The following is a 20,964-nucleotide window of genomic DNA, read 5'->3' on the forward strand; positions in this document are numbered from 1 at the left end:
AAGCGAAATTCGCTTTATTTCATTTCATCTAATAAATCATCTTGATCATCAATTGATGGTTTTTCTTCTTTAACTTCTTGAACAGGTTCTTCAGTTAAAGTTCCATCATGATGTTCTAACATTTTACCTGTATTGTATAAAGATTCAATATCTTCACCAGATAATGTTTCTTGTTCAAGTAATGCTTCTGCAATACAAATAAGTTTTTCTTTATTTTGTTCAATAATATTTGTTGCTTCTTGATAACAAGCATCAATAATTTTACGTACTTGAACATCAATTTCATAAGCAATTTGTCCGGAATGTGTATTACTTCTTTGTGTATAATCTCTACCTAAGAAAACTTGTCCATTTTCAGAATCATATTGAATAGGTCCAAGTTCAGACATACCTAATTCAGTAACCATCATTCTTGCAATTCGAGTTGCTTGTTCAATATCGTTGTGTGCTCCTGAACTTACATCTCCAAAGAAGACTTCTTCAGCCACACGTCCACCCATATATCCTGAAATAGTTGCTTTTAATTGACTCTTAGTTTGGAAATATGTTTCTTCTTTAGGTGTCATTAAGTTATAACCACCTGCTTGTCCACGAGGAACAATTGTAACTTTTTGTACTTTATTGGCATCTTCTAAAGTTAAACCTATTAAAGCATGTCCTGCTTCATGGTAAGCAACTAAGCGTCTTTCTCTTTCCGTATATTTACGTGATTTCTTAGCAGGTCCACCCATAACACGGTCCACCGCTTCATCAATATCAGCCATTGTAATTAAATCATGATTTTGTCTTACAGCAAGTAAGGCAGCTTCATTTAAAACGTTTGAAAGTTCAGCCCCAGAGAACCCTGGTGTACGTTGAGCGATGTTATCAAAATTAACATCTGGTGTAAAACGTTTATTTCTTGCATGAACTTTTAAGATTTGACTACGTGCACGTTTATCTGGATTAGCTACTTGGATTTGTCTATCGAAACGACCTGGTCTAAGTAAAGCTGGATCTAAGACATCTGCACGGTTTGTAGCTGCTAAAACGATAATTCCTTCATTTCCAGAGAAACCATCCATTTCAACTAATAATTGGTTAAGGGTTTGTTCACGTTCATCGTGTCCTCCACCCATACCAGTACCTCTTTGACGACCAACTGCATCAATTTCGTCAATGAAGATAATACATGGTGCTGTTTGTTTTGCTTTTTTGAACATGTCTCTTACACGTCCAGCCCCAACACCAACGAACATTTCTACGAATTCAGAACCTGAAATTGAGTAGAATGGAACGTTTGCTTCACCTGCTACCGCTCTAGCAAGTAATGTTTTCCCTGTCCCTGGTGGACCTACAAGTAAAACACCACGTGGAATCTTAGCACCCATATCAGCAAATTTTTTTGGTGTTTTTAAGAAGTCAACTAATTCTCTAACTTCTTCTTTTTCTTCATCCATTCCAGCAACATCACTAAAATGTGTTTTAGAATTTTTTTCTAGTTTAGCTCTTGAATTACCAAATTCAAAGGCTTTATTATTACCACCAGCAGTATTTGACATCATCTTCAAGAAGAAGAACATTCCTCCAAATAAGATCAAGTATGGTAATAAGCTTACAATGAAGTTCAATAATTGATTTCTTTCAGCATCATTGACAACATTGATTTTTGTACCATTTTCATCTAACAAGCTAATTAAAGAATCTAATTCTGTTTCTGTTCTTGGAATAACAACAGAGAATTTAGTATCTTCTTTTTTACCATTGCTTGCTTTTTTAGAATATGTTCCACTCACATCAATGACTAATGATTTAGGAACGATTTCTACATCTTTTACTTTTTCTTTTTGAACTATCTCTATAAACTTATCATATCTAATTTCTGACGATTCACTTTGATTAAAGAAAGGAATTGCCACAGAAATAACCATCAGTACAATAAGCCATGGTAGGATAGACTTCAACAATCCTTTTTTATTTCCCATAAAATCTCCTAACTATTTTTTATAACAATCTTCTTTTAAAATACCTATATAAGGTAATTGACGATAACGTTCATTAAAATCAAGACCATATCCTACAACAAAGGCATTAGGAATTTTAAATCCTGAATAATCAGCTTTCATATCAAAAACACGACCTTCTTCTTTATCTAATAAAGTCACGATTTTAACACTCTTAGCATGTCTTTTTTCTAACATTTCTTTAACGTTATATAAAGTCTTTCCAGTATCTAAAATATCTTCTACGATTAAAACATTCTTACCACGAATATCTTCTTTAATATCTTGTCTAACAACTAATGTTTTAGATTCAACACCACTATAACTACTTACTGACATAAAGTCGAACTTAACATCACTTTTTAAATGTTTAGCAAGTTCTGCCATAAATGGAACTGAACCTTTTAATAAACCAACTAATAAAATTTCTTGACCAGCATAATCTTGATCAATTTGTTTTGCTAATTCATCACATTTAGCCTTAATTTCTTCTTCTGTATATAATATTTCTTTTATATCCTTGTGCATACCTTACACCTCACTTACATGTGTCATATTTTATCACAAAAACATTTGGTTTTGTATATAAATACTTGATATTTTTGGCGATATGTGGGATCAAAATGATCTCACCATGGCAATTTTCAACGATTGGCCATATTTTACGCTCATCTCTAGGAATTTTACGATCTATAAATAGCCTAGAGACCTTTTTTGTTCCTCCAGATGTTTTGATTGTATCACCATTTTTAAAACATCTGATAACTATTGGAAAGTCTTCTTTTGAAAGAAAAACACCATCGTGAAGATGTCCTTGATCTGTTAAAAAATAATGTAATTGTTGATCTTTATAAAAAGATTCATACTTTACATAATAAGTATCGTCAATTTCTTTTTTTCTAACGGCTATATTATTATACTTTTTTATGAACACAAAATTAACAGGTAATGATATTTCAATATTTGGTTTTTGTGAATGAATTTGTTTAATAATTTCTTGTACTAAGTTTTCTGTTATAAGTGGTGGATAGATATCTTTTTTTAACATATAATAAATGATTTGATCTAATGATTCTGTTGGTAACTTATCTAAATACAAGAAATGATTTTGATCATATTCTTGATAAACTTGTTGGAGATTAGCTTGTTGTTTTTTGTATTGTTTATTATGTTTACTTGCCTTTTCTAATAATTCTTGTTCACTATATTTTTTTAAATCGATATGTCTTACATGATTACGTGTATAACGTGTATCATAGTTTGTATAGTCTTCATGATATTCAAGATGATTTTTAGTACAATAATCTATAAGTTGTTGTTTTTTTAACTTTAATAGGGGTCTTACAACATGCATATTTTTAACATAAGATTGTTCTTTTATACCCAAATATCCCTTTGTATTATGTCTTTGTAATTGCATAACGATCGTTTCTAAATGATCATTTAAATGATGCCCTAAAATAATCGTATCAATTCCATTTAAATCACCTATTTCTTTATAAAAAGCATATCTTTTTTCTCTTGCTAACATTTCAAAATTACCTTTTTGATATTCTTTTTTATCTCCTTGTCTTACATAAAAAGGAAGATGATGATTTTGACAATAACTACGTACGAGATTTTCATCAAGATCACTATCTTCTCTAAAATGATAATTATAATGTACAACAATGACATTGTATGCTTTTTTAACCAACATATCTAATAAAGCCATCGAATCGACGCCACCTGATACACCTACAAGATATTTTCTATTTTTATCTAACAAACTTTCATCTAACATAATCTCACCGCTTGTATTATAGCATATCTCTAATTTCTATTGACCACTTTAATAACAATAATACTCATATCATCTAGATCTTTCTTTTGAAAAGATTTTTGAAAAAGAAAGGAAACAATTTCATAAACTGACATCTTTTCAATTTCTTCTTGATATTTTTTTAATAAATCAAAGAAATGTTCTCCTACTCCATCACTTGTAAGAATCAATATATCATTTTCTTTGATTTTCATATCATAAGAAACCATCTTCATTGTAGAAGCCATTCCTACTGGTAAAGAATGTGAATGTAAAACATCTATTTGATGATTTCTTATTAAATAACTTTCATAAGCTCCATATTTAATTACTTTTAATCTTGAATTCATTAAATTAAAATCAAATAAATCTAATGTCGTATACATATCTCCTTGATTCTTTATCTTTAATAACGTATTTAAAGTATTCAATGTATCTCTTAATTGAATGCCATTTTTAAGCAATTGACTTAAGACATCTAATGTCAATTTACTTTCCTTATAAGCAATATAACCTTGTCCCATACCATCAGATAAAGCTACATAATGATGTTCATCTAAACCAAAAGTAAGAATACTATCTCCACATTGTTGATCTAAAGCATATTGTTTTTTCGCAAGTTGTAATGTATATTTAAGTTCATGTTTTAATAAAATTGAAGTATAACCTATTTGAAGATGTTGTTTTTTAATAGAGACAAGATCTAATGATTCATTTAAATAATTTTCTAAAATAGGAATAAGTTCTTCTGTTACAGTTTTTTCATCTATATCTTCTATTCCTATTTCTAACATATAATTTTCATAATCTTTTTTTATTTTCTTTAAATAATACACTTCAAAATGATACGCTTTTAAATGTTCTAAGATTTTCTTTTCATTATCTTGTTCATCTATCTTTTTAGAAAAGTTTTGAAAAACATGCCCCATGATTGAAAACTCTTGAAATAAATCTTTTTTTAAATGATCATGTGCATGATTAACTTTTAACATCTTAAAATAACCTTTTTGATGATTCTTTAAACTCTTTAAATAATCATCCGGCTTTAAACAATGTTGATAAATATAATTATAATCATCTACCTCTAAATCTTTTTGAATCCCCTTAGAAATCAACTTACCTAAACGACTCATTCCTTCTTGACTATAAAAACAATATTTTTTAGAAGAACAATGATGACACACATCCTCATAAACATATCCCACATATTCAGATAAATGGGTTTCTTGATTTTCTTCTTTAAAAACTTCTGTGAGTTGATGAAATAAAGATGCAAAAGCATCTGCTTTACTTTTAAGTTGTTCTTGATAACTTATTTCTATAAATTCTGGATTGATCTTTATTTTTTTATTTTTAAATTGTGGAGAAATCATAAATAAAAAAACTGGAACAAGAATCACAAAGGCATAATAGAAGTAATTGTAATTAATAAAAAATGGTAGTGTAATATGTGATAATAAGAAAATAGACATGAATAGATATTTGTTTTTAGGTTGTATCATAAAAAAGAAACTCATTGGTAATATTAAGGATAAGACATCATCTTTTAATGAAGGAGCAATGAGCATTAAAAGAATAGAAAGATATAAAATAATAGGCATGATTTTTTCAATTGATAAATAGTAAATAGAAATCAATAAGAAATATCTTAAAAAAATCATTGTATATGTTGTATTAAAAGGAATAAAGCTAATAAATAATGTACAGACAACAACAATTAAAGCTTGTAATCTTTTTATATTTAAAACATTTTTATTTTGATGAATAATTAAAGGAATAATTTCTTGATCAAGATAACAATTAAATAACGTTAACATGACTAGAACTGTTGTTTGTAAGATGTTGTAATGATTCGCATAAAAAAATGGAATCAAAATTGCTGTCATAATAAAAGAAATATACTTTGTTCTTAATAGATGTGTAAAGTTAAGAAGATAAATTGTCAGTAATAAAGTAATGATGACAACAATTGTAAATGTATCTTGATTAATAATCGATATTCCTATAATCGCTGTTAAAAAGCATATAAGATACAGATATCCACTATAAAACGATACAATAAATAAAGGTAATAAAAAAGGCAAGGCTGTTTCTTGTATTTTAGCATAGCTTAAAATAATGGTACTAAAAAATATAATGCTTGGTAAAATATAGTGCACGTGTTTTTGTTTATTGACGATAACTAAATCCATTTTATTTCCACCTCGTAATCATTATATAGAGTTTATTTTAAATATTTTGTCACTAAAAAAAAGACATCTTTAAATTGATGCCTTTTATTTTGATTTGTCTGCTTAGCAAGACCACACTCATTTTAAGAAAAAATATGAATAATTCTATTTTCTCTATTTATTTAACATTTTACGATAAAGTACATCTTGGTAAAACCAAGATTTATGGATTTTATCAAATCCATTTCTTTCTAATAGTTTAATTGATTTTATATTATCTTCATATACATGACATAAACATATTTTAAAAGAATATGTTTCATGCATTTCCTTAAATACACTCTTTAATGCTTCACTTGCATATCCTTTAGACCAGTAAACACTATCTAAAGTATATCCTAAAGTAAAAGTTGTATGCCCATCTATTTCAATAAAAATATCTCCAATAAGCCGATTGTTTTCTTTTAAATAAAGACCAAATTGGTAGTTACCAATTTGTCCATGAAATGGATGTTTTTGACAATATTCAATACGGTTAATAGCCTTATTTAAAGGATATTCATCCCATGATTGATACATTGCAACTTCTTCTTTATCACGATATTCACTAAAACGTCTGGCATCATCTAATGTAAGTGGCTTGATTATGAGTCTTTCTGTTTCTATATTCATATTATTTTAAATTATAATAGATAAATAACATTCTATCTTTTCCATTAATATCTTTAATAATTTCAAAAGGGTAATCTCCAAAGAATTCCTTGATTGCTGTTTCCATCAATTCTCTTTGATCAAATCCCATTTCAAAAGCTAATAAAGCTCGATCATTTAATAAAGGTTTTACTTCTTTAAAAATCTTACGATAGAAATAAAGACCATCATTTCCTCCAAATAATGCTACATGAGGTTCATTGTCTTTAACCATTGCTTCAATATCTTGATCATTAGGAATATAAGGTGGATTAGAAACAAAGATATCTACTTTTTCATGTGTATCTAATAAAGGTTGTAACATATCTCCATTTCTAAATTCAACATTCGCCCCTAATGTTTTCGCATTATCTTGAGCAACAACTAAAGCTTCTTTAGAAATATCTGTCGCAATGACTTTTAAACGTGGTTCTTCTAAAGCAAGAGTAATCGCAATAGCACCACTTCCTGTCCCTACATCACATAAATGAATTTCTTTATAATCATTAAAGTAATCATCAATACGATATAAGATATTTTCTACCAATTCTTCTGTTTCATAACGAGGAATCAATACATCTTCATTCACTTTAAAATCTCTACCAAAGAAACTTTCACAACCTTTAATATATTGAATAGGTTTTCCTTGATAATATTCTTCCATTCCTGCAAGAAAAGCTTTTTCTAATTCAGGTTCTACTTCTTCAATCATCATTAAATAAAGCTCATGAGGTTCTTTTTTAGCAAGATGATAAAATAAGACTTTTGCGACATTGACATCTTTATGTTCATCATCCAATTTACTTTCGGCTTCTTTAATTAATTCTCTAACTGTTTTCATTATTTTTGTCCTTCTAATTTAAGACGTTGATCTTCATTTATTAATGCTGTAATAATATCATCTAATTTACCTTCAATAATACGATCTAATTGTTGAATTGTAAGTCCAATACGATGATCTGTTACACGGTTTTGAGGATAGTTATAAGTTCTGATCTTTTCAGCACGATCTCCTGTACCAACTTTCGATTTTCTTTCACTATCAATTGCTTCTGTTTGTTGAGATTGGAAGTAATCATAAACACGTGCTACTAAAGCTTTCATTGCTTTATCACGGTTATCATGTTGAGAACGTCCATCTTGGCTTGTTGCCACAATTCCTGTTGGTAAGTGAGTAATACGAACAGCTGAATCTGTTTTATTGATATGTTGTCCTCCGGCACCACTTGCACGATAAGTATCAATTCTTAAATCACTTTTATTGATTTGTACATCAACTTCTTCCATTTCTGGCATAACTAAAACTGTCGCAGTTGAAGTATGCACACGTCCTTGTGTTTCAGTCTTAGGAACACGTTGAACACGGTGTGATCCAGATTCATATTTTAATTTACCATAAACACCATCGCCAATCACATTGAATGAAATAAGTGAGAAACCACCAGCTTCTGATTCTTCAGCTTCCATAACTTCTACTTTCCATCCTTGGCTTTCAGCATATTTTACATACATTCTATATAAATCACCTGCAAAGATATTTCCTTCATCTCCACCAGCAGCCCCACGGATTTCCATAATAACGTTTTTATTATCATTTGGATCTTTAGGAATTAATTCTAATTCTAATTTTTTAATAATATCTGGCATTCTTTCTTCTAATTCATCTAATTCCATTTTTGCCATTTCTTTAATTTCAGGATCATTTTCCTTCATTAATTCTTTAGCACCATCAATACCATCTTTTACTTCTTTATATTCTTGAAACAAATCATAAGCAGCTTGTAAAGAAGCTTGTTCTTTTGTAACATCTGTCATTTTTTTAATATCAGTACCAATATCTGGATCCATCAACATATGACCTAATTCTTCATATCTATTTTCCATAGATACTAATCTATCTAACATACTTTCATTCATAGCTTTTACCTCCATTAATTTTTTATACTCATAGCACAATAATAATACATGAAATATACGATTTAAACAAGAAAAAATGGGCGTTAATGCCCATTTGGAACTTGATCTAATAATTCTTTTTCTTTAACTAAATCAGCATATAATAAGTCCCCTTGTAAAATAACTAAGAAAATAAGGGCACCCCAAATTGCACGATCTTTAAAATAAGCACATAAAACAGTTGAAAAAATTGCTCCAGCTATAAAACATAAAATCATACATAAATGTCTTAAAGAACGATTTAAATATTTCTTTTCATGTCTTTTTCTTAACCAACGAACAAAGAAACTTCCTGTTTGTCTGATATGATTTGTGACAAAAGTTGTTGCCATCCCAACCTTTTCTGCTTGTCTAAAAGTATTAAACTGCATAGCACAGATAAAGTTAATCGTTACTTGAAAGACTTGATCTGGAACACTACTTGGTAACAATCCAAGAATAATAACCGTAATAATTTCAATACCAATTAAAATAGTATCCCATCTTAATTTTCTATATTTCTTTATTTTTAAAGCTAAATATTCAGAAACCATGGTTCCAATAAAATAAGAACTAATAGGAATCAATAAATAAGCTGCCCTCGACCAATCCATATTTCCTAAAGCCATCCCAAACAAAACAATATTAGCCGTTTGGGCATTACAGAAAACGCCACCTTTAACTGAAAAAGTATAAGCACCAAAGAATCCACCTACAGTAATCAATAATAAAAAACAACGCCAACGTTCACACTCTAGAAAGCCTTCTTCTTCTTGTTCAAGCTCTTCCTCTACCTCTTCTAATTCATTTTCTAATTGTTCAACATTCTGTTCTACTTCGTCATAATCTTTCATATTTCTCACCGCGAATATTATAATCCTATGATAAATTGTTATCAAGATGGAATTCTATTAAAAAAGACACATTTCCATGTGCCTTAATCATAATTTTCATACTTTGTATCACTCATCAAATATTCATATTCCGATTCATGTTCTTCATCTCTACCAGCAGTATATTCATAACTAAAAATAATGACTTTATTTTTAGTCGCAAATGTTCCATAAACAAGTCCGCCTGCTTTTTTATTATTTTTATTTTTAAATTCATATCTATAACCTGGCTTATCTGTATTATCTGATTGATAACTTCTTTTTTTAACATTTTCTTCTGTATGATATGTTTGATATATTTCATTTTTTAAAAATGCATAAGCCTCTTTTCTTTTAGACATACTTTCAACATCTATTGCTTTTAAAGTAATTTTATTATTTTTATCTAGTTGATAACAATGATAATAGTCATTTGATTCATTACTTTGTTTATATTTTAAAGGAAACATGTAGGGAATTTTATCTATTTCGTAGTGATTCATTTCAACTTTTTTAATACCGCACCCTGTTAGTAAAACAACTAATATTAATAATATTATCTTTTTCATTTTTTATCACCTTGATCCTATATAAGTTGTTTTAATATTATTTTTTGTTACCACAATTTGATAATCTTTATTTGTATAAGTATTTCCTTTTTTCTTAAAAGATTTTATAGCTTGATCATATTTTTTATAATGTATTTTATTTGTATCAAATTGATAAGTATGATCATCATTTAAAAAATCCATATAAGCCTCATTTTCTCTTGTTTCATAATCTGTAAGAATAACAATAAACTTAAATATTCCTTTTTTATATAAATCCTTTTTAATCGTGATATTTCTTTCATAATAAACAATCTCTTGACCTTTTAATTCTTTAACATAATCTATGGTTTTTGTTTTAACTGTTTCACTTTCATAAATATCATCTATTTGTTCTAAAGTTTCATATTGATTTTTACTTTGATTCGTATTTATAAACAAAGATAATGTAAGAATGGCCATAAAAAGATATCTCATTTGTTTTGTATTAAATGTTGGACTTAATTTTTGTAATATACCAATGATAATAACTGGTATAAACATCATATAAAAAGCATTAGCACTTAATAAAGAAGTAACGATAATACCTATCAAATAAATAATAGAAATAGCAAAGATCAAATAATCTTTTATACCATTTAATTTCTTTAATATCCTTAAACTTTTATCATATTTTAAAGCATATAAAATGGACAAATTCAAAATAGATGACAACAAAATACCTATAGCTACAGTAAAAATCATTAATACAATAAAATATTTAGTAAATCCTTCATAATAAACAATTGGAAAACCAATTTCAAAGAAATCAATCATCAATAACTTACCAATACCAAATAAGAAATAAGCTAAAATTGGATAAATAAAATAGCGAATCTTTTTAAATTGATTGATTTTATTATTTTTATCAAAAACAAATTCTGTATTTAAATCAGGTGCATCTTCATCTTCATTTTCTAAAACTCTAAAATCATATAAAGCATTTTCTACTTCATGATAACCCATTTCTTTTAAAAGCTCTTGATATTCACTAGATACAGGCGTGTAATCTATTTGATACTTATAAACATGTTCATCTTTACTAAAACGATAGTAATAACCTATAAAGTCTAAACGCCATCCTTTTTTAGACATCTCATTAAAATAATCTTGTAATTCTTCATCTAAATACAAACTATTTCTTAAAACATATTTGTGTTTCATCGTCTTATCCTCCCTTATTGCTTGTATCTTGTAATAATTCTATTTTTTAATACTTTGATTACATATGTTCCATTGTCATATGTATTTCCTTTTTTATTAAAGGACTGAATAGCTTTTTCATAATGAACATATTGTGTTTTATTACTGTCCCATGAGACATTAGATTTTGTATTTACTGCTTTTTCAAAATTTTGATTATCTCTTGTATCATGTTCTGTTTTGATAATGATGTATTTAAAGATTTCATCTTTATACTTATCTTTTTTAATCAAGACATCTAATTGTGGATAGGTACATGTTGTATCTTTTATATCTTTTTCATAATTTGTGATTTTTGTTTTAACAGTGCTACTTTCAAATAATGAATCATCCATTTGTACCTGAGGAAAAATAAGTCCACAAATAGCAATAGCAACAAAAGCAGCAATGGCACTGTTATATTTATTATTTTTAATAATACGTGATAAAACTACTCCTATAATACATGTAAGTAAAAGATAAACAATGACTTTTAAATCTAATGTTATAAATGATTTTAATAAGTAAAAAACACCACTTATTACTAACAAAATATAAAATAGAATACTTAAATGATCTTTAATACTGTTTAGTTTCTTTAAACTTTTTAAATCTTTATCATTTTTTAATGCATATAAAATAGAAAAATTTAAAATTGTCACAAATAAGAGTACAAATGATAAAACAATAAAAACAATACCCATCAACAATGAACCAAATCCTTCATAATAAAGAACAGGTTTACCTATCTCTACAATATCTTTTATAAAAACCTTACCTAACCAAAATAAGAAATAAGCTAAAATTGGATAAATAAAATAGTGAATATTTTTAAATTGTTTCATTTTATTATTTTTATCAAAAACAAATTCTGTATTTAAATCAGGTGCATCAACATTTTCATTTTCTAAAACTCTAAAATCATCAAATGAATTTCTTACTTCGTGATACCCCATTCCCTTTAAAATATCTTGATATTCACTAGATATAGGGGTGTAATCTATTTGATACTTATAAACATGTTCATCTTTTATAAATCGATAATAATAACCAACAAAATCTAAACGCCATCCTTTTTTAGACATTTCATTAAAATAATCTTGTAACTCTTCATCTAAATACAAACTATTTCTTAAGACATCTTTGTATTTCATATCTTTATCCTCCTATTTGATCTAATAATGAAATTTGTTTAAGCATCCTTTCTTTTTCTTTTTGTAATTTCTTTTTTCCTAGATTTGTAATTTGATAGATTTTTTTATTATTTTCTACTTTCACTAATTTGATATAACATTCTTTTTCAAACTTTGGTAATAAAGTATATAAAGAACCTGCTCCTACAGTGATTTCACCATTAGTAATCCGAGTAATTTCATTCATAATTTCATAGCCATGCATTGGTTGATGTAAAACAAGTAATACATAATACATTTGTGGGGTCAATACTTCCATTTCTCTTTTTGGCATTTATTTCATCTCCTATATCGTTTAACGATACTTTCTTCATTTTTATTATATATCGTTAAACGATATATAGCAACAAAAAAAGAACAATGTTTCCATTGTCCTTATAAGGGGGCTATACAGTTTGTAACTTTCTACTTAATTTCATACGTTTTTTAGCTTCACGTTTCTTTGAAGTCATATGTCTTACTACTAACGATAAACCAAAGTTAATAATAAAGTAAATTCCTACCATATAAACAAAGATAAACATAATTTGATCTGCTTGGAAAAAATGAGCCATTAAACGTCTACCTTGATACATAAAGTCAACTACACCAATTTTACTTAAATAAGAAGAAGCTTTAAATATTGTAATAATTGTTTGTAACAATTGAGGAATAACTAATTTAATCGTTTGGGATAAAATAATATATATGATTGTTTGAACAAAAGTAAAGCCTTGAGACTCAGCTGCTTCATATTGTCCACGAGAAACAGACTCAATCCCACTTCTAACAACTTCACTAATATAAGCTCCATGATATAAAGAAATAATAATCATTGCAATTATTGTAGAATCTAAATTAAATCCTAAATAAGGTAAACCAATATAAACAGCAATAATACATGGATGAAATACAACTTTTTTGATCATATTTTTAGAATCTGTTTGTGTAAATAATGATAAACCCGCACTCCACATAAAGATTCTTTGCGGTATTAAAGCAATTGAAGCATATAATAAACCAGTTTGCCCATAAATACTTTCTACAATTGATAATCCCATAAATCCTGTATTAGAAACAATAGTCGCATATTTTAAAATAATTGCTTTTGAATCATCAAAGCGATTATAAAAAATACGATTAAATACACTATAAGAAAGTTGAATAACAAAAGAAACAATAAAAATAATTACCGTATCTCTTATAATCTCTGGTGTTAATTTCATCATAAATGATTTAATAATAGCACAAGGCAATATAAGATCAATAACGATATCTGTTAATTTTTTTCTAACTTCTTTAGTAATAATTCCCTTTCTAGCAAATATGTATCCTATAATAATGATGATGATGAATATCTCTAGTTGTAAAGATATTATTTTCAAATTACCACTTTCCCTCTAGTAGTTATTAGAATAGTACACTATTTAAGTTTATAAATCATTTTTTATTACATTGATAATTATTTATTAGATGATATAAAAAAGAACACATGTTATCTCAACATGTGCCTTTTCTTTGTTTATATTAAGGGGAGGTTTTCTTTTACACCCTTATAATAATGGATCTATGTTAATTTATTGTGAACTTTTAGTTCTTCTTTTAATTTTTATAGGTTTGTTGACAACTTCATGACAATGTCTGCATCTTGGTTCATAATGATCAACTGCTCCTACTAAAACAACAGGATCATCAAAAGATGCTGGCTTACCATCTACAAGTCTTTGTGTACGTGTAGCCGGTGAGCCACATTTTGCACAAACAGCTGTAAGCTTTGTCACAAATTCTCCTTTTGTAAGAAGTTCAGGCATTACACCAAATGCTTCACCTCTAAAGTCTTTATCTAAACCTGCAACCATGACACGAACGCCTTTATCAGCAAGATATTCACAAACATCTACGATCTTTGAATTAAAAAATTGAACTTCATCAATAGCGACAACCTGTACATCATCTGTCACTTTATCTAAGATTTCTTCTGGATCATCAATTGCAAAACAAGGGACTTTTCTTCCTGAATGTGATGCAATTTCTATTTCTGAATAGCGATCATCTATTTTAGGTTTAAATACTAATATTTTTTGTTTCGCATAAGATAAAACATTGATTCGTCTAATCAATTCTTCTGTTTTTCCTGCAAACATACATCCACATATAACTTCTATATATCCTTCTCGATATTGGTGATACATTCTTTCTTCTCCTAACCTCTTACATCTCTTACACCCGCACTACTTCCATCAGGACCAATAGGTGCTAAATCTGTAAATCTACTAAAATTCTTTTCAAAAGCAAGGTTAACTTCACCTGTTGCTCCATTTCTGTGTTTAGCGATAATAATTTCTGTTAAACCATTATCTTCCTCTTCTTTTCCTTCACTTGCTTTATAATATCCTTCTCGATAAATAAAGGTAACGATATCGGCATCTTGTTCGATGGCTCCTGATTCACGCAAGTCAGACATCATTGGACGTTTATTTGGTCTTTGTTCAACTGAACGTGATAACTGTGATAAAGCAATAACAGGAACATCTAATTCTCTGGCCAACATTTTTAATTGTCTTGAAATATCTGAGACTTCTTGTTGTCTTGATTCTCGATTATTGGAACTTCCAGTAATTAATTGAAGATAATCGATAACAATTAATTTTAAACCATGTTCTTGCTTTAATTTTCGACATTTAGCGACAATTTCATTGATTTTAACTCCTGGCGTATCATCTATGTATAAATTACATTTACTGACTCTTTCAGCTGCCGCATAGTATTTATTTGCATTTGTTTTCAAGATTTCACCTGTTCTCATGGTAGAACCTTCAATTCCACCCATGGAACAAATAATTCTTTGTACTAATTGACTCGCAGGCATTTCTAATGAAAAAATAGCTACTGGATCTTCTGATTTAAAAGCAACATTATGAGCAATATTTAAGGCAAAAGCTGTTTTTCCCATTGCTGGACGTGCCGCTAAAATAATCAAGTCTCCTTTTTGAAGTCCTGATGTTATTTTATCCAAATCTCTAAAATTTGTACGAATACCTGAAATATTACCATCAATACTTTGTAATTTATTTAAACGATCCGTTACTTCTCTAATAACTTTTTTTACGTCAACAAACTCTCCAGCATTACGATCTCTCGTAATGGCCAACATTGTTTTTTCACTTTCATCAATAAAGCCATCAATATCTTCAATATCTCCAAAAGCATTTTCAGCTATTTTTGTTGTTTCATTGATGATTTTTCTTAAAATCGATTTATTATGAATAATCTTTAAATAATATTCACTATGAGCTAAAGTTGGAACTGAATCACTTAATTGTCTTAAGTATTCTACTCCACCTACTTTATCTAATTGGCTATGATCTAATAGATAAGAAGTAATCGTTGTAACATCAACAGGTATATTTTGTCTCGAAAGTTCACTCATTGCATTGAATAATACTTTATGTGATTCTTCATAAAAATCTCTATCTTCACACTTATTCAAAATATCTTGGCAAGCTTCTTTTGATATAAGCATAGATCCTAGTAAAGAACGTTCTGCCTCTAAATCATGTGGGAAAACTCTTGGCATAAATCTCCCTCCTATTTTTCAGATAAGTGAACTCTAATAGTAGCGATAACTCCTTTATATAGTTCAACTTTTAAGTTTGAATATCCTAATGCTCCAATTGGATGTGCATTGATAAATTTTCTTTTATCGACTCTAATATCATATTTTTCTCTTAATTGTTCAACGATATGTTTTGTTGAAACACTTCCAAACGTTTTACCATCTTTACCAGATTTTAAAACAAATTCTAATGTAATACCTTCAATTTTTTCTTTTAGTGCTTCCGCATTTTTCTTATTTTCAATATCTTGTAATCTTGCTTCTTCTTTTTGTTGTTCTAAAATCTTTTTAGCACCTGCTGTTTCCTTAACAGCTAATTTATTTTTAATTAAGAAGTTTTGTCCATATCCATCAGATACATTGACAACATCACCTTTTTTACCTACTTTTCTAACATCCTCTAATAAAACTACTTTCATCTTTTTTACCCTCTTTCATCCAAATATTGATCAATAGCTTCTTCTAACTTATCGATCGTTTCCTTAACAGTTTTTTCTTCAACCTGACAAGCAGCCATTGAAAAATGACCACCACCTCCAAGTTTTTCCATAATCAACTGTACATTAACCTCTGTCTTAGAACGAGCAGAAATAGCAATCTTATCCTTATCTACGCGTCCTGCAACAAATACCGCTTTAATTTCAGCAATATTTAATAACTCATTACCAACTTTCGCTAGTAGAGGTCTTGTATAAATTTCTTCTTCATTTCCATATGCTATTAGTATATCATTTCCAAAACGATATGCATTAGCTGAAATAGACATTTTTTCTTGTGTCGTTTTGTAATCATCTTGCAAGAACTCATAAGCTCTAGAAACATTCGCTTGTTTTTCTTTAAGCTTTGAAGCAATTTGAAAAGTACGTGATCCAACATGATTTCTAAAATAGTTTGTATCCACCAACATTCCCGCATACATAACAGTTGCTTCTGTTGGTAAAACTTCAATTTCAACTCTTTGATACTCAAATAATTCAACCACTAATTCTACAGTTGAAGAAGCAGCTGGTTCCAAATAAGTTAAAATTGGTGAATCAACAAAGTCTTCCCCTCGACGATGATGATCAATCACGACTATCTTTTCAGCCTTATCCAAAAGTTCTTCACTAATAGCCAATGCTGGCTTATGATTATCAACACAAATAAGTAATGTATCTTCATCGATTAAATCAATGGCTTTTGCAGGAGAAATAATTTTTCCTTTATATAAATCCTCTGCCATTAAACGACGTGCAATATTTCCTGTTTTTTCTTCTAAAGAATTTTCATCAACAATCACATAAGCATCCTTTTCAAATGCTTTAGCAAATTTAGCAACCGCTAAACTCGCTCCAAAAGAATCTAAATCAGATTGCTTATGTCCCATAATAAAGACATTTTGACTTTGTTTTACTAAACTTGCTAGTGTTTGTGAAATAACACGTGCTCTAACACGGTTCGCTTTTTCACTATTTTCACTATTTCCACCAAAATATCGAATTTCTTCATCTAATGTTTTTACTGCCACTTGATCTCCACCACGTGAATACGATAAAGAAATAGCACTAAAAGCAAGTTCATCTAATTCACGTAAAACTTTAGATCCTCTTCCTATTCCCATTGATAAAGACATCACGGCACCAAGTGATTCCATCTTTTGTTTAAATTCATCTAAAATACAAAAATGAACTTCTACTTGTTTACGATAAATTCTTTCATTAAAAACAGCTAAATAACCATCTTCTTTATATCTTTTTAAGATAATTCCATTATCTTTGGCCCAATCAAAAATCATTTGTCTTGAAGTTGTTTCAATCATGACTGATTTTTGTTCATCTGCATATTCAATAGAATCATCATAATTATCAATTGTTAAATAGGCAACACATAATTGTTGATCATTATATTCTTTTTCAATCGTTGTTAAATCTGTTACATCTTTTAAAAATAATAAACGATTATTTCTAGAATTATAAACTTCATATCTTCTAGAATTAATATCTATTGTTCTAACATCTTCATCTTCAAAAAGTATTGCGAGTAAAGGTTGCCATTCAAGTAATTTCTTCCCTACGATACGAATACCAAGTTCGTGTAATAAATCACTGACCCAAACAACATTTCTATTTTCATCATATTTAATAAGCCCTATTCCACCAAAAATCAAAGCATTCTTTGATTCATTATTTAATGCTTCTTTAACACTATAAGTTGTTTCACTAAACATATTATGGAGATAATAGAGAACAATGATACAAACAACATTTTTTATTAAAATATAAATCATTAAAGCTAAAGTAACACGATTTTGTAAAAACATATAAGTTAATAAAGCTAATACAAATTCTATACCTAATAAAGCAACTATTGTATTTCTAAGTTGCATAAGCTTCTTAATCATGAAATACCCTCCTCTTTATTACCTTATATTATACATGAATTCATTTATTTCATCATCTTATTTTTATTCATTCGAAGGATAAATAGATTCGTATAAACTTTAATAATATAAACTTCTGAAAAAGATAAGACGATCCATAAAATAATAAACATTCCATTCTTTAAAAAATCACTTTCTAAAAAAGGAAAAAGTCCTACAATACTATAATAAATATCTTTCGCATCTGTAAAAGTATTTAAACCTAGTAAAGAATTCAATAAAAATAAAACAACAAAATTCTTCAACATACTATAAACTCTTAAAATCCATTTACCATCAATATTCTTTTTTATACAATAAATATATAAAATACCTAATGGTAAAGTAAAAAAAGAATACAAAGTAAAAAATAATTCACCTGTTAAAAATAAAATAAACGTACTTGTAAACAAGACAAGAACAGCCATCTTTGCATTAAACTTAAACGTATAATAAGCTAACGCAACTGTCATTAGATAAATAAAAATAATATCGAACATCGTTCCTGTATAAACATTTACAACCGATAACACGCCAAAAAGGGCTGCCATAAATGCTCCTGTTACAATTTGTTTTGTCTTTTCTCTATTCATTTCATCACCGTGATTATCATACAACTTTATCGCTTATCTGTCACTTATATAAAGAAAAAAGAGATTCCTTAGAATCTCTAATCTTCAAATAAACAAGCTCCATTTGTTTCAATAACATGTTTATACCAATCAAATGATTTCTTCTTATATCTTTTATAAGTACCATTACCTAAATCATCTGCATCTACATAAATAAATCCATAACGTTTAGACATTTGTTTTGTACTTTCAGATACTAAATCAATACATCCCCAAGATGTATAACCCATTAAATCAACACCATCTACATAGATTGCATTATACATTTCTCTAAAGTGAGCATCAAAATAATCGATACGATATTGATCATCTACTTTACCATCAATAAGTTCATCTTTAGCTCCTAAACCATTTTCTACAATAAACAATGGTTTTCTATAACGATCATATAAATCTACTAAAGAAACTCTTAAACCGATTGGATCAATTTGCCATCCCCAATCAGAACTTGGAATATAAGGGTTTTTAATCGCAATATTAGTATTAGCAGCTGTTTTCTTTAATCCAGCATCATCTTTAGCAACACAGCTTGATGAATAATAACTAAATGAAACAAAATCAACTGGATATTTTTTCATGATTTCTAAATCACGTTCTTCCATTTTAATATTTAAACCTTCATTTTTAAATTTAGTTAATAAATAAGTAGGATATTCTCCAAAGACTTGAGTGTCGCTATAACAATACGTACTTCTCATATCTTGTTGTGCTTGTAAAACATCTTCTGGTTTACAAGTATATGGATAATAAGTTAATTTTGTAAGCATACATCCTACTTTACAGTCTGGATTTTTTTCATGCGCAATTTTTGTTGCAAGAGCACTTGCAACAAATTGATGATGCATTGCTTGGAAAATAACTTCTGTAAAGTTTTTACCTTCAAAACGATCTCTTACAAGTCCTCCTGTTGTATAAGGATGTCGAATCATTGAATCAACTTCATTAAAAGTTAGCCAATATTTGACTTTATCTTTATAACGATCAGTAATAACATCTACATATTTAACAAACATATCAATAATTTCTCGATCATACCAACCATTATAATTTAATACTAAGTTGATTGGTGGTTCATAGTGTGACATTGTAACTAAAGGTTCAATACCATATTTATGACATTCATCAAAAAGATCATCATAGAATTTTAAACCTTCTTCATTTGGTTCTTTGTCATCTCCATTTGGGAAAATACGTGACCAAGCAATAGAAAGTCTAAATACTTTAAATCCCATTTCAGCAAATAATTTAATATCTTCTTTATAATGATGATACCCATCTGAACCATGTCTTTTTGGATAAAGACTTGTATCATCACTTTTCATTGCTTCTAAAATTTCTTTTGTAGAAATTTCATTTTGTTTAGCATAATCTTGAACATCTACATCTAAATGATGACGGGCACAGTCTGAAACAGAAACACCTTTTCCTCCTTCGTTCCATCCACCTTCATATTGGTTAGCAGCAACAGCGCCACCCCATAAAAATCCTTCTGGAAATTTTTTTACCATTTTAATATCCTCCGCTTTTCTCTAAAACCATCTTAACACCTTATATAAAAAAAGCATGATTATTTCATTTAATGAAAATAATCATACTTACTCATTAATCATGTATTTTTTTAGCTAAACACATTTCCACAAATTCAACATCAAAATGTTTAGCTCTTGATCCTGAATAACCCATATCTAATGATGAGATTTGTTTCATTTCTTCTTCATTTAATTCAAAATCAAAGATATCTATATTTTCTTTTATTCTTTCTACATGTGTTGATTTTGGAACAACAACAACACCTCTTTGTACATTCCATCTAAGTAAGACTTGTCCTACTGATTTATTATATTTCGCTGCAATTCCTTTTAACATCTCATCTTCAAATGGATTATATCTTCCTCCACCTAGTGGTGCCCATGCTTCAGGAATAAC

General features: G+C 28.4%; 20 protein-coding genes. All 20 read right to left on the reverse strand.

Going from position 1 to position 20,964, the window contains the following annotated elements; translation table 11 throughout:
* Positions 1-14 precede the first annotated feature (14 nt).
* On the reverse strand, positions 15-1,964 hold the full coding sequence (gene ftsH, locus LJD34_RS05230; protein ID WP_227359347.1) for an ATP-dependent zinc metalloprotease FtsH: 1,950 nt from the start codon (positions 1,962-1,964) through the stop codon (positions 15-17).
* A 12-nt stretch (positions 1,965-1,976) separates the two neighbouring features.
* Entirely contained in the window at positions 1,977-2,510 is a 534-nt protein-coding gene (hpt, locus tag LJD34_RS05235) for a hypoxanthine phosphoribosyltransferase (protein ID WP_022002391.1), read from the reverse strand.
* A gap of 10 nt (positions 2,511-2,520) precedes the next feature.
* Positions 2,521-3,765: a tRNA lysidine(34) synthetase TilS gene (gene tilS, locus LJD34_RS05240; protein WP_227359348.1), complete on the reverse strand. Its 1,245-nt coding sequence runs from the start codon at positions 3,763-3,765 to the stop codon at positions 2,521-2,523.
* Between the two features lie 29 nt (positions 3,766-3,794).
* Positions 3,795-5,975 carry a SpoIIE family protein phosphatase gene (locus LJD34_RS05245; protein WP_227359349.1) on the reverse strand — a complete coding sequence of 727 codons (2,181 nt, stop codon included), beginning with the start codon at positions 5,973-5,975 and terminating at the stop codon, positions 3,795-3,797.
* A gap of 153 nt (positions 5,976-6,128) precedes the next feature.
* The gene (locus tag LJD34_RS05250; RefSeq protein WP_227359350.1) at positions 6,129-6,626 is read right to left on the reverse strand and encodes a GNAT family N-acetyltransferase; all 498 of its coding nucleotides are present in this window, start codon (positions 6,624-6,626) and stop codon (positions 6,129-6,131) included.
* 1 nt (position 6,627) lies between these two features.
* Complete coding sequence (gene prmC, locus LJD34_RS05255) at positions 6,628-7,485, reverse strand: peptide chain release factor N(5)-glutamine methyltransferase (RefSeq protein WP_227359351.1); 858 nt, start codon at positions 7,483-7,485, stop codon at positions 6,628-6,630.
* A complete protein-coding gene (gene prfA, locus LJD34_RS05260) occupies positions 7,485-8,561 on the reverse strand; it encodes a peptide chain release factor 1 (RefSeq protein WP_022002396.1) in 1,077 nt (358 codons plus the stop codon). The genes prmC and prfA overlap by 1 nt, the downstream gene beginning before the upstream one ends.
* A gap of 83 nt (positions 8,562-8,644) precedes the next feature.
* Positions 8,645-9,433, reverse strand: coding sequence for a YoaK family protein (locus tag LJD34_RS05265; protein WP_081919032.1), 789 nt, complete (start codon positions 9,431-9,433; stop codon positions 8,645-8,647).
* Positions 9,434-9,516: 83 nt separating this feature from the next.
* Positions 9,517-10,020, reverse strand: coding sequence for a hypothetical protein (locus LJD34_RS05270; protein WP_227359352.1), 504 nt, complete (start codon positions 10,018-10,020; stop codon positions 9,517-9,519).
* Positions 10,021-10,026: 6 nt separating this feature from the next.
* Positions 10,027-11,202, reverse strand: coding sequence for a DUF2812 domain-containing protein (locus LJD34_RS05275; protein WP_227359353.1), 1,176 nt, complete (start codon positions 11,200-11,202; stop codon positions 10,027-10,029).
* A gap of 14 nt (positions 11,203-11,216) precedes the next feature.
* A complete protein-coding gene (locus LJD34_RS05280; protein WP_227359354.1) occupies positions 11,217-12,374 on the reverse strand; it encodes a DUF2812 domain-containing protein in 1,158 nt (385 codons plus the stop codon).
* A 4-nt stretch (positions 12,375-12,378) separates the two neighbouring features.
* On the reverse strand, positions 12,379-12,687 hold the full coding sequence (locus LJD34_RS05285; RefSeq protein ID WP_032091177.1) for a PadR family transcriptional regulator: 309 nt from the start codon (positions 12,685-12,687) through the stop codon (positions 12,379-12,381).
* A 112-nt stretch (positions 12,688-12,799) separates the two neighbouring features.
* Positions 12,800-13,777 carry an AEC family transporter gene (locus LJD34_RS05290; protein ID WP_227359355.1) on the reverse strand — a complete coding sequence of 326 codons (978 nt, stop codon included), beginning with the start codon at positions 13,775-13,777 and terminating at the stop codon, positions 12,800-12,802.
* Positions 13,778-13,969: 192 nt separating this feature from the next.
* The gene (locus tag LJD34_RS05295) at positions 13,970-14,584 is read right to left on the reverse strand and encodes a thymidine kinase (protein ID WP_032091176.1); all 615 of its coding nucleotides are present in this window, start codon (positions 14,582-14,584) and stop codon (positions 13,970-13,972) included.
* Positions 14,585-14,595: 11 nt separating this feature from the next.
* Positions 14,596-15,969 carry a replicative DNA helicase gene (gene dnaB / locus LJD34_RS05300; protein ID WP_022001325.1) on the reverse strand — a complete coding sequence of 458 codons (1,374 nt, stop codon included), beginning with the start codon at positions 15,967-15,969 and terminating at the stop codon, positions 14,596-14,598.
* Between the two features lie 11 nt (positions 15,970-15,980).
* Positions 15,981-16,427 carry a 50S ribosomal protein L9 gene (rplI, locus tag LJD34_RS05305; protein WP_022001324.1) on the reverse strand — a complete coding sequence of 149 codons (447 nt, stop codon included), beginning with the start codon at positions 16,425-16,427 and terminating at the stop codon, positions 15,981-15,983.
* Between the two features lie 5 nt (positions 16,428-16,432).
* Positions 16,433-18,388 carry a DHH family phosphoesterase gene (locus tag LJD34_RS05310; RefSeq protein ID WP_227359356.1) on the reverse strand — a complete coding sequence of 652 codons (1,956 nt, stop codon included), beginning with the start codon at positions 18,386-18,388 and terminating at the stop codon, positions 16,433-16,435.
* Positions 18,389-18,432: 44 nt separating this feature from the next.
* Positions 18,433-18,999, reverse strand: coding sequence for a hypothetical protein (locus tag LJD34_RS05315; protein WP_032091174.1), 567 nt, complete (start codon positions 18,997-18,999; stop codon positions 18,433-18,435).
* A gap of 77 nt (positions 19,000-19,076) precedes the next feature.
* Positions 19,077-20,546 carry a family 1 glycosylhydrolase gene (locus tag LJD34_RS05320; RefSeq protein ID WP_227359357.1) on the reverse strand — a complete coding sequence of 490 codons (1,470 nt, stop codon included), beginning with the start codon at positions 20,544-20,546 and terminating at the stop codon, positions 19,077-19,079.
* A 94-nt stretch (positions 20,547-20,640) separates the two neighbouring features.
* Positions 20,641-20,964, reverse strand: a 324-nt coding sequence (locus LJD34_RS05325; RefSeq protein ID WP_227359358.1) for an aldo/keto reductase, incomplete at its 5' end; no start/stop codon positions are given.

Origin of the sequence: Faecalibacillus sp. MSK20_93, from assembly GCF_020589945.1 — a bacterium.
GTDB classification, from domain to species: domain Bacteria; phylum Bacillota_I; class Bacilli_A; order Erysipelotrichales; family Coprobacillaceae; genus Faecalibacillus; species Faecalibacillus intestinalis.

Coding starts and splice junctions, on each gene's coding strand:
- LJD34_RS05285 (WP_032091177.1), bottom strand. CDS start 12,687: ATGCCAAAAAGAGAAATGGAAGTATTGACCCCACAAATGTATTATGTA.
- prmC (WP_227359351.1), bottom strand. CDS start 7,485: ATGAAAACAGTTAGAGAATTAATTAAAGAAGCCGAAAGTAAATTGGAT.
- LJD34_RS05245 (WP_227359349.1), bottom strand. CDS start 5,975: ATGGATTTAGTTATCGTCAATAAACAAAAACACGTGCACTATATTTTA.
- tilS (WP_227359348.1), bottom strand. CDS start 3,765: ATGTTAGATGAAAGTTTGTTAGATAAAAATAGAAAATATCTTGTAGGT.
- LJD34_RS05310 (WP_227359356.1), bottom strand. CDS start 18,388: ATGATTAAGAAGCTTATGCAACTTAGAAATACAATAGTTGCTTTATTA.
- LJD34_RS05275 (WP_227359353.1), bottom strand. CDS start 11,202: ATGAAACACAAATATGTTTTAAGAAATAGTTTGTATTTAGATGAAGAA.
- hpt (WP_022002391.1), bottom strand. CDS start 2,510: ATGCACAAGGATATAAAAGAAATATTATATACAGAAGAAGAAATTAAG.
- LJD34_RS05315 (WP_032091174.1), bottom strand. CDS start 18,999: ATGAATAGAGAAAAGACAAAACAAATTGTAACAGGAGCATTTATGGCA.
- prfA (WP_022002396.1), bottom strand. CDS start 8,561: ATGAATGAAAGTATGTTAGATAGATTAGTATCTATGGAAAATAGATAT.
- LJD34_RS05265 (WP_081919032.1), bottom strand. CDS start 9,433: ATGAAAGATTATGACGAAGTAGAACAGAATGTTGAACAATTAGAAAAT.
- ftsH (WP_227359347.1), bottom strand. CDS start 1,964: ATGGGAAATAAAAAAGGATTGTTGAAGTCTATCCTACCATGGCTTATT.
- LJD34_RS05280 (WP_227359354.1), bottom strand. CDS start 12,374: ATGAAATACAAAGATGTCTTAAGAAATAGTTTGTATTTAGATGAAGAG.
- rplI (WP_022001324.1), bottom strand. CDS start 16,427: ATGAAAGTAGTTTTATTAGAGGATGTTAGAAAAGTAGGTAAAAAAGGT.
- LJD34_RS05295 (WP_032091176.1), bottom strand. CDS start 14,584: ATGTATCACCAATATCGAGAAGGATATATAGAAGTTATATGTGGATGT.
- LJD34_RS05270 (WP_227359352.1), bottom strand. CDS start 10,020: ATGAAAAAGATAATATTATTAATATTAGTTGTTTTACTAACAGGGTGC.
- LJD34_RS05320 (WP_227359357.1), bottom strand. CDS start 20,546: ATGGTAAAAAAATTTCCAGAAGGATTTTTATGGGGTGGCGCTGTTGCT.
- dnaB (WP_022001325.1), bottom strand. CDS start 15,969: ATGCCAAGAGTTTTCCCACATGATTTAGAGGCAGAACGTTCTTTACTA.
- LJD34_RS05250 (WP_227359350.1), bottom strand. CDS start 6,626: ATGAATATAGAAACAGAAAGACTCATAATCAAGCCACTTACATTAGAT.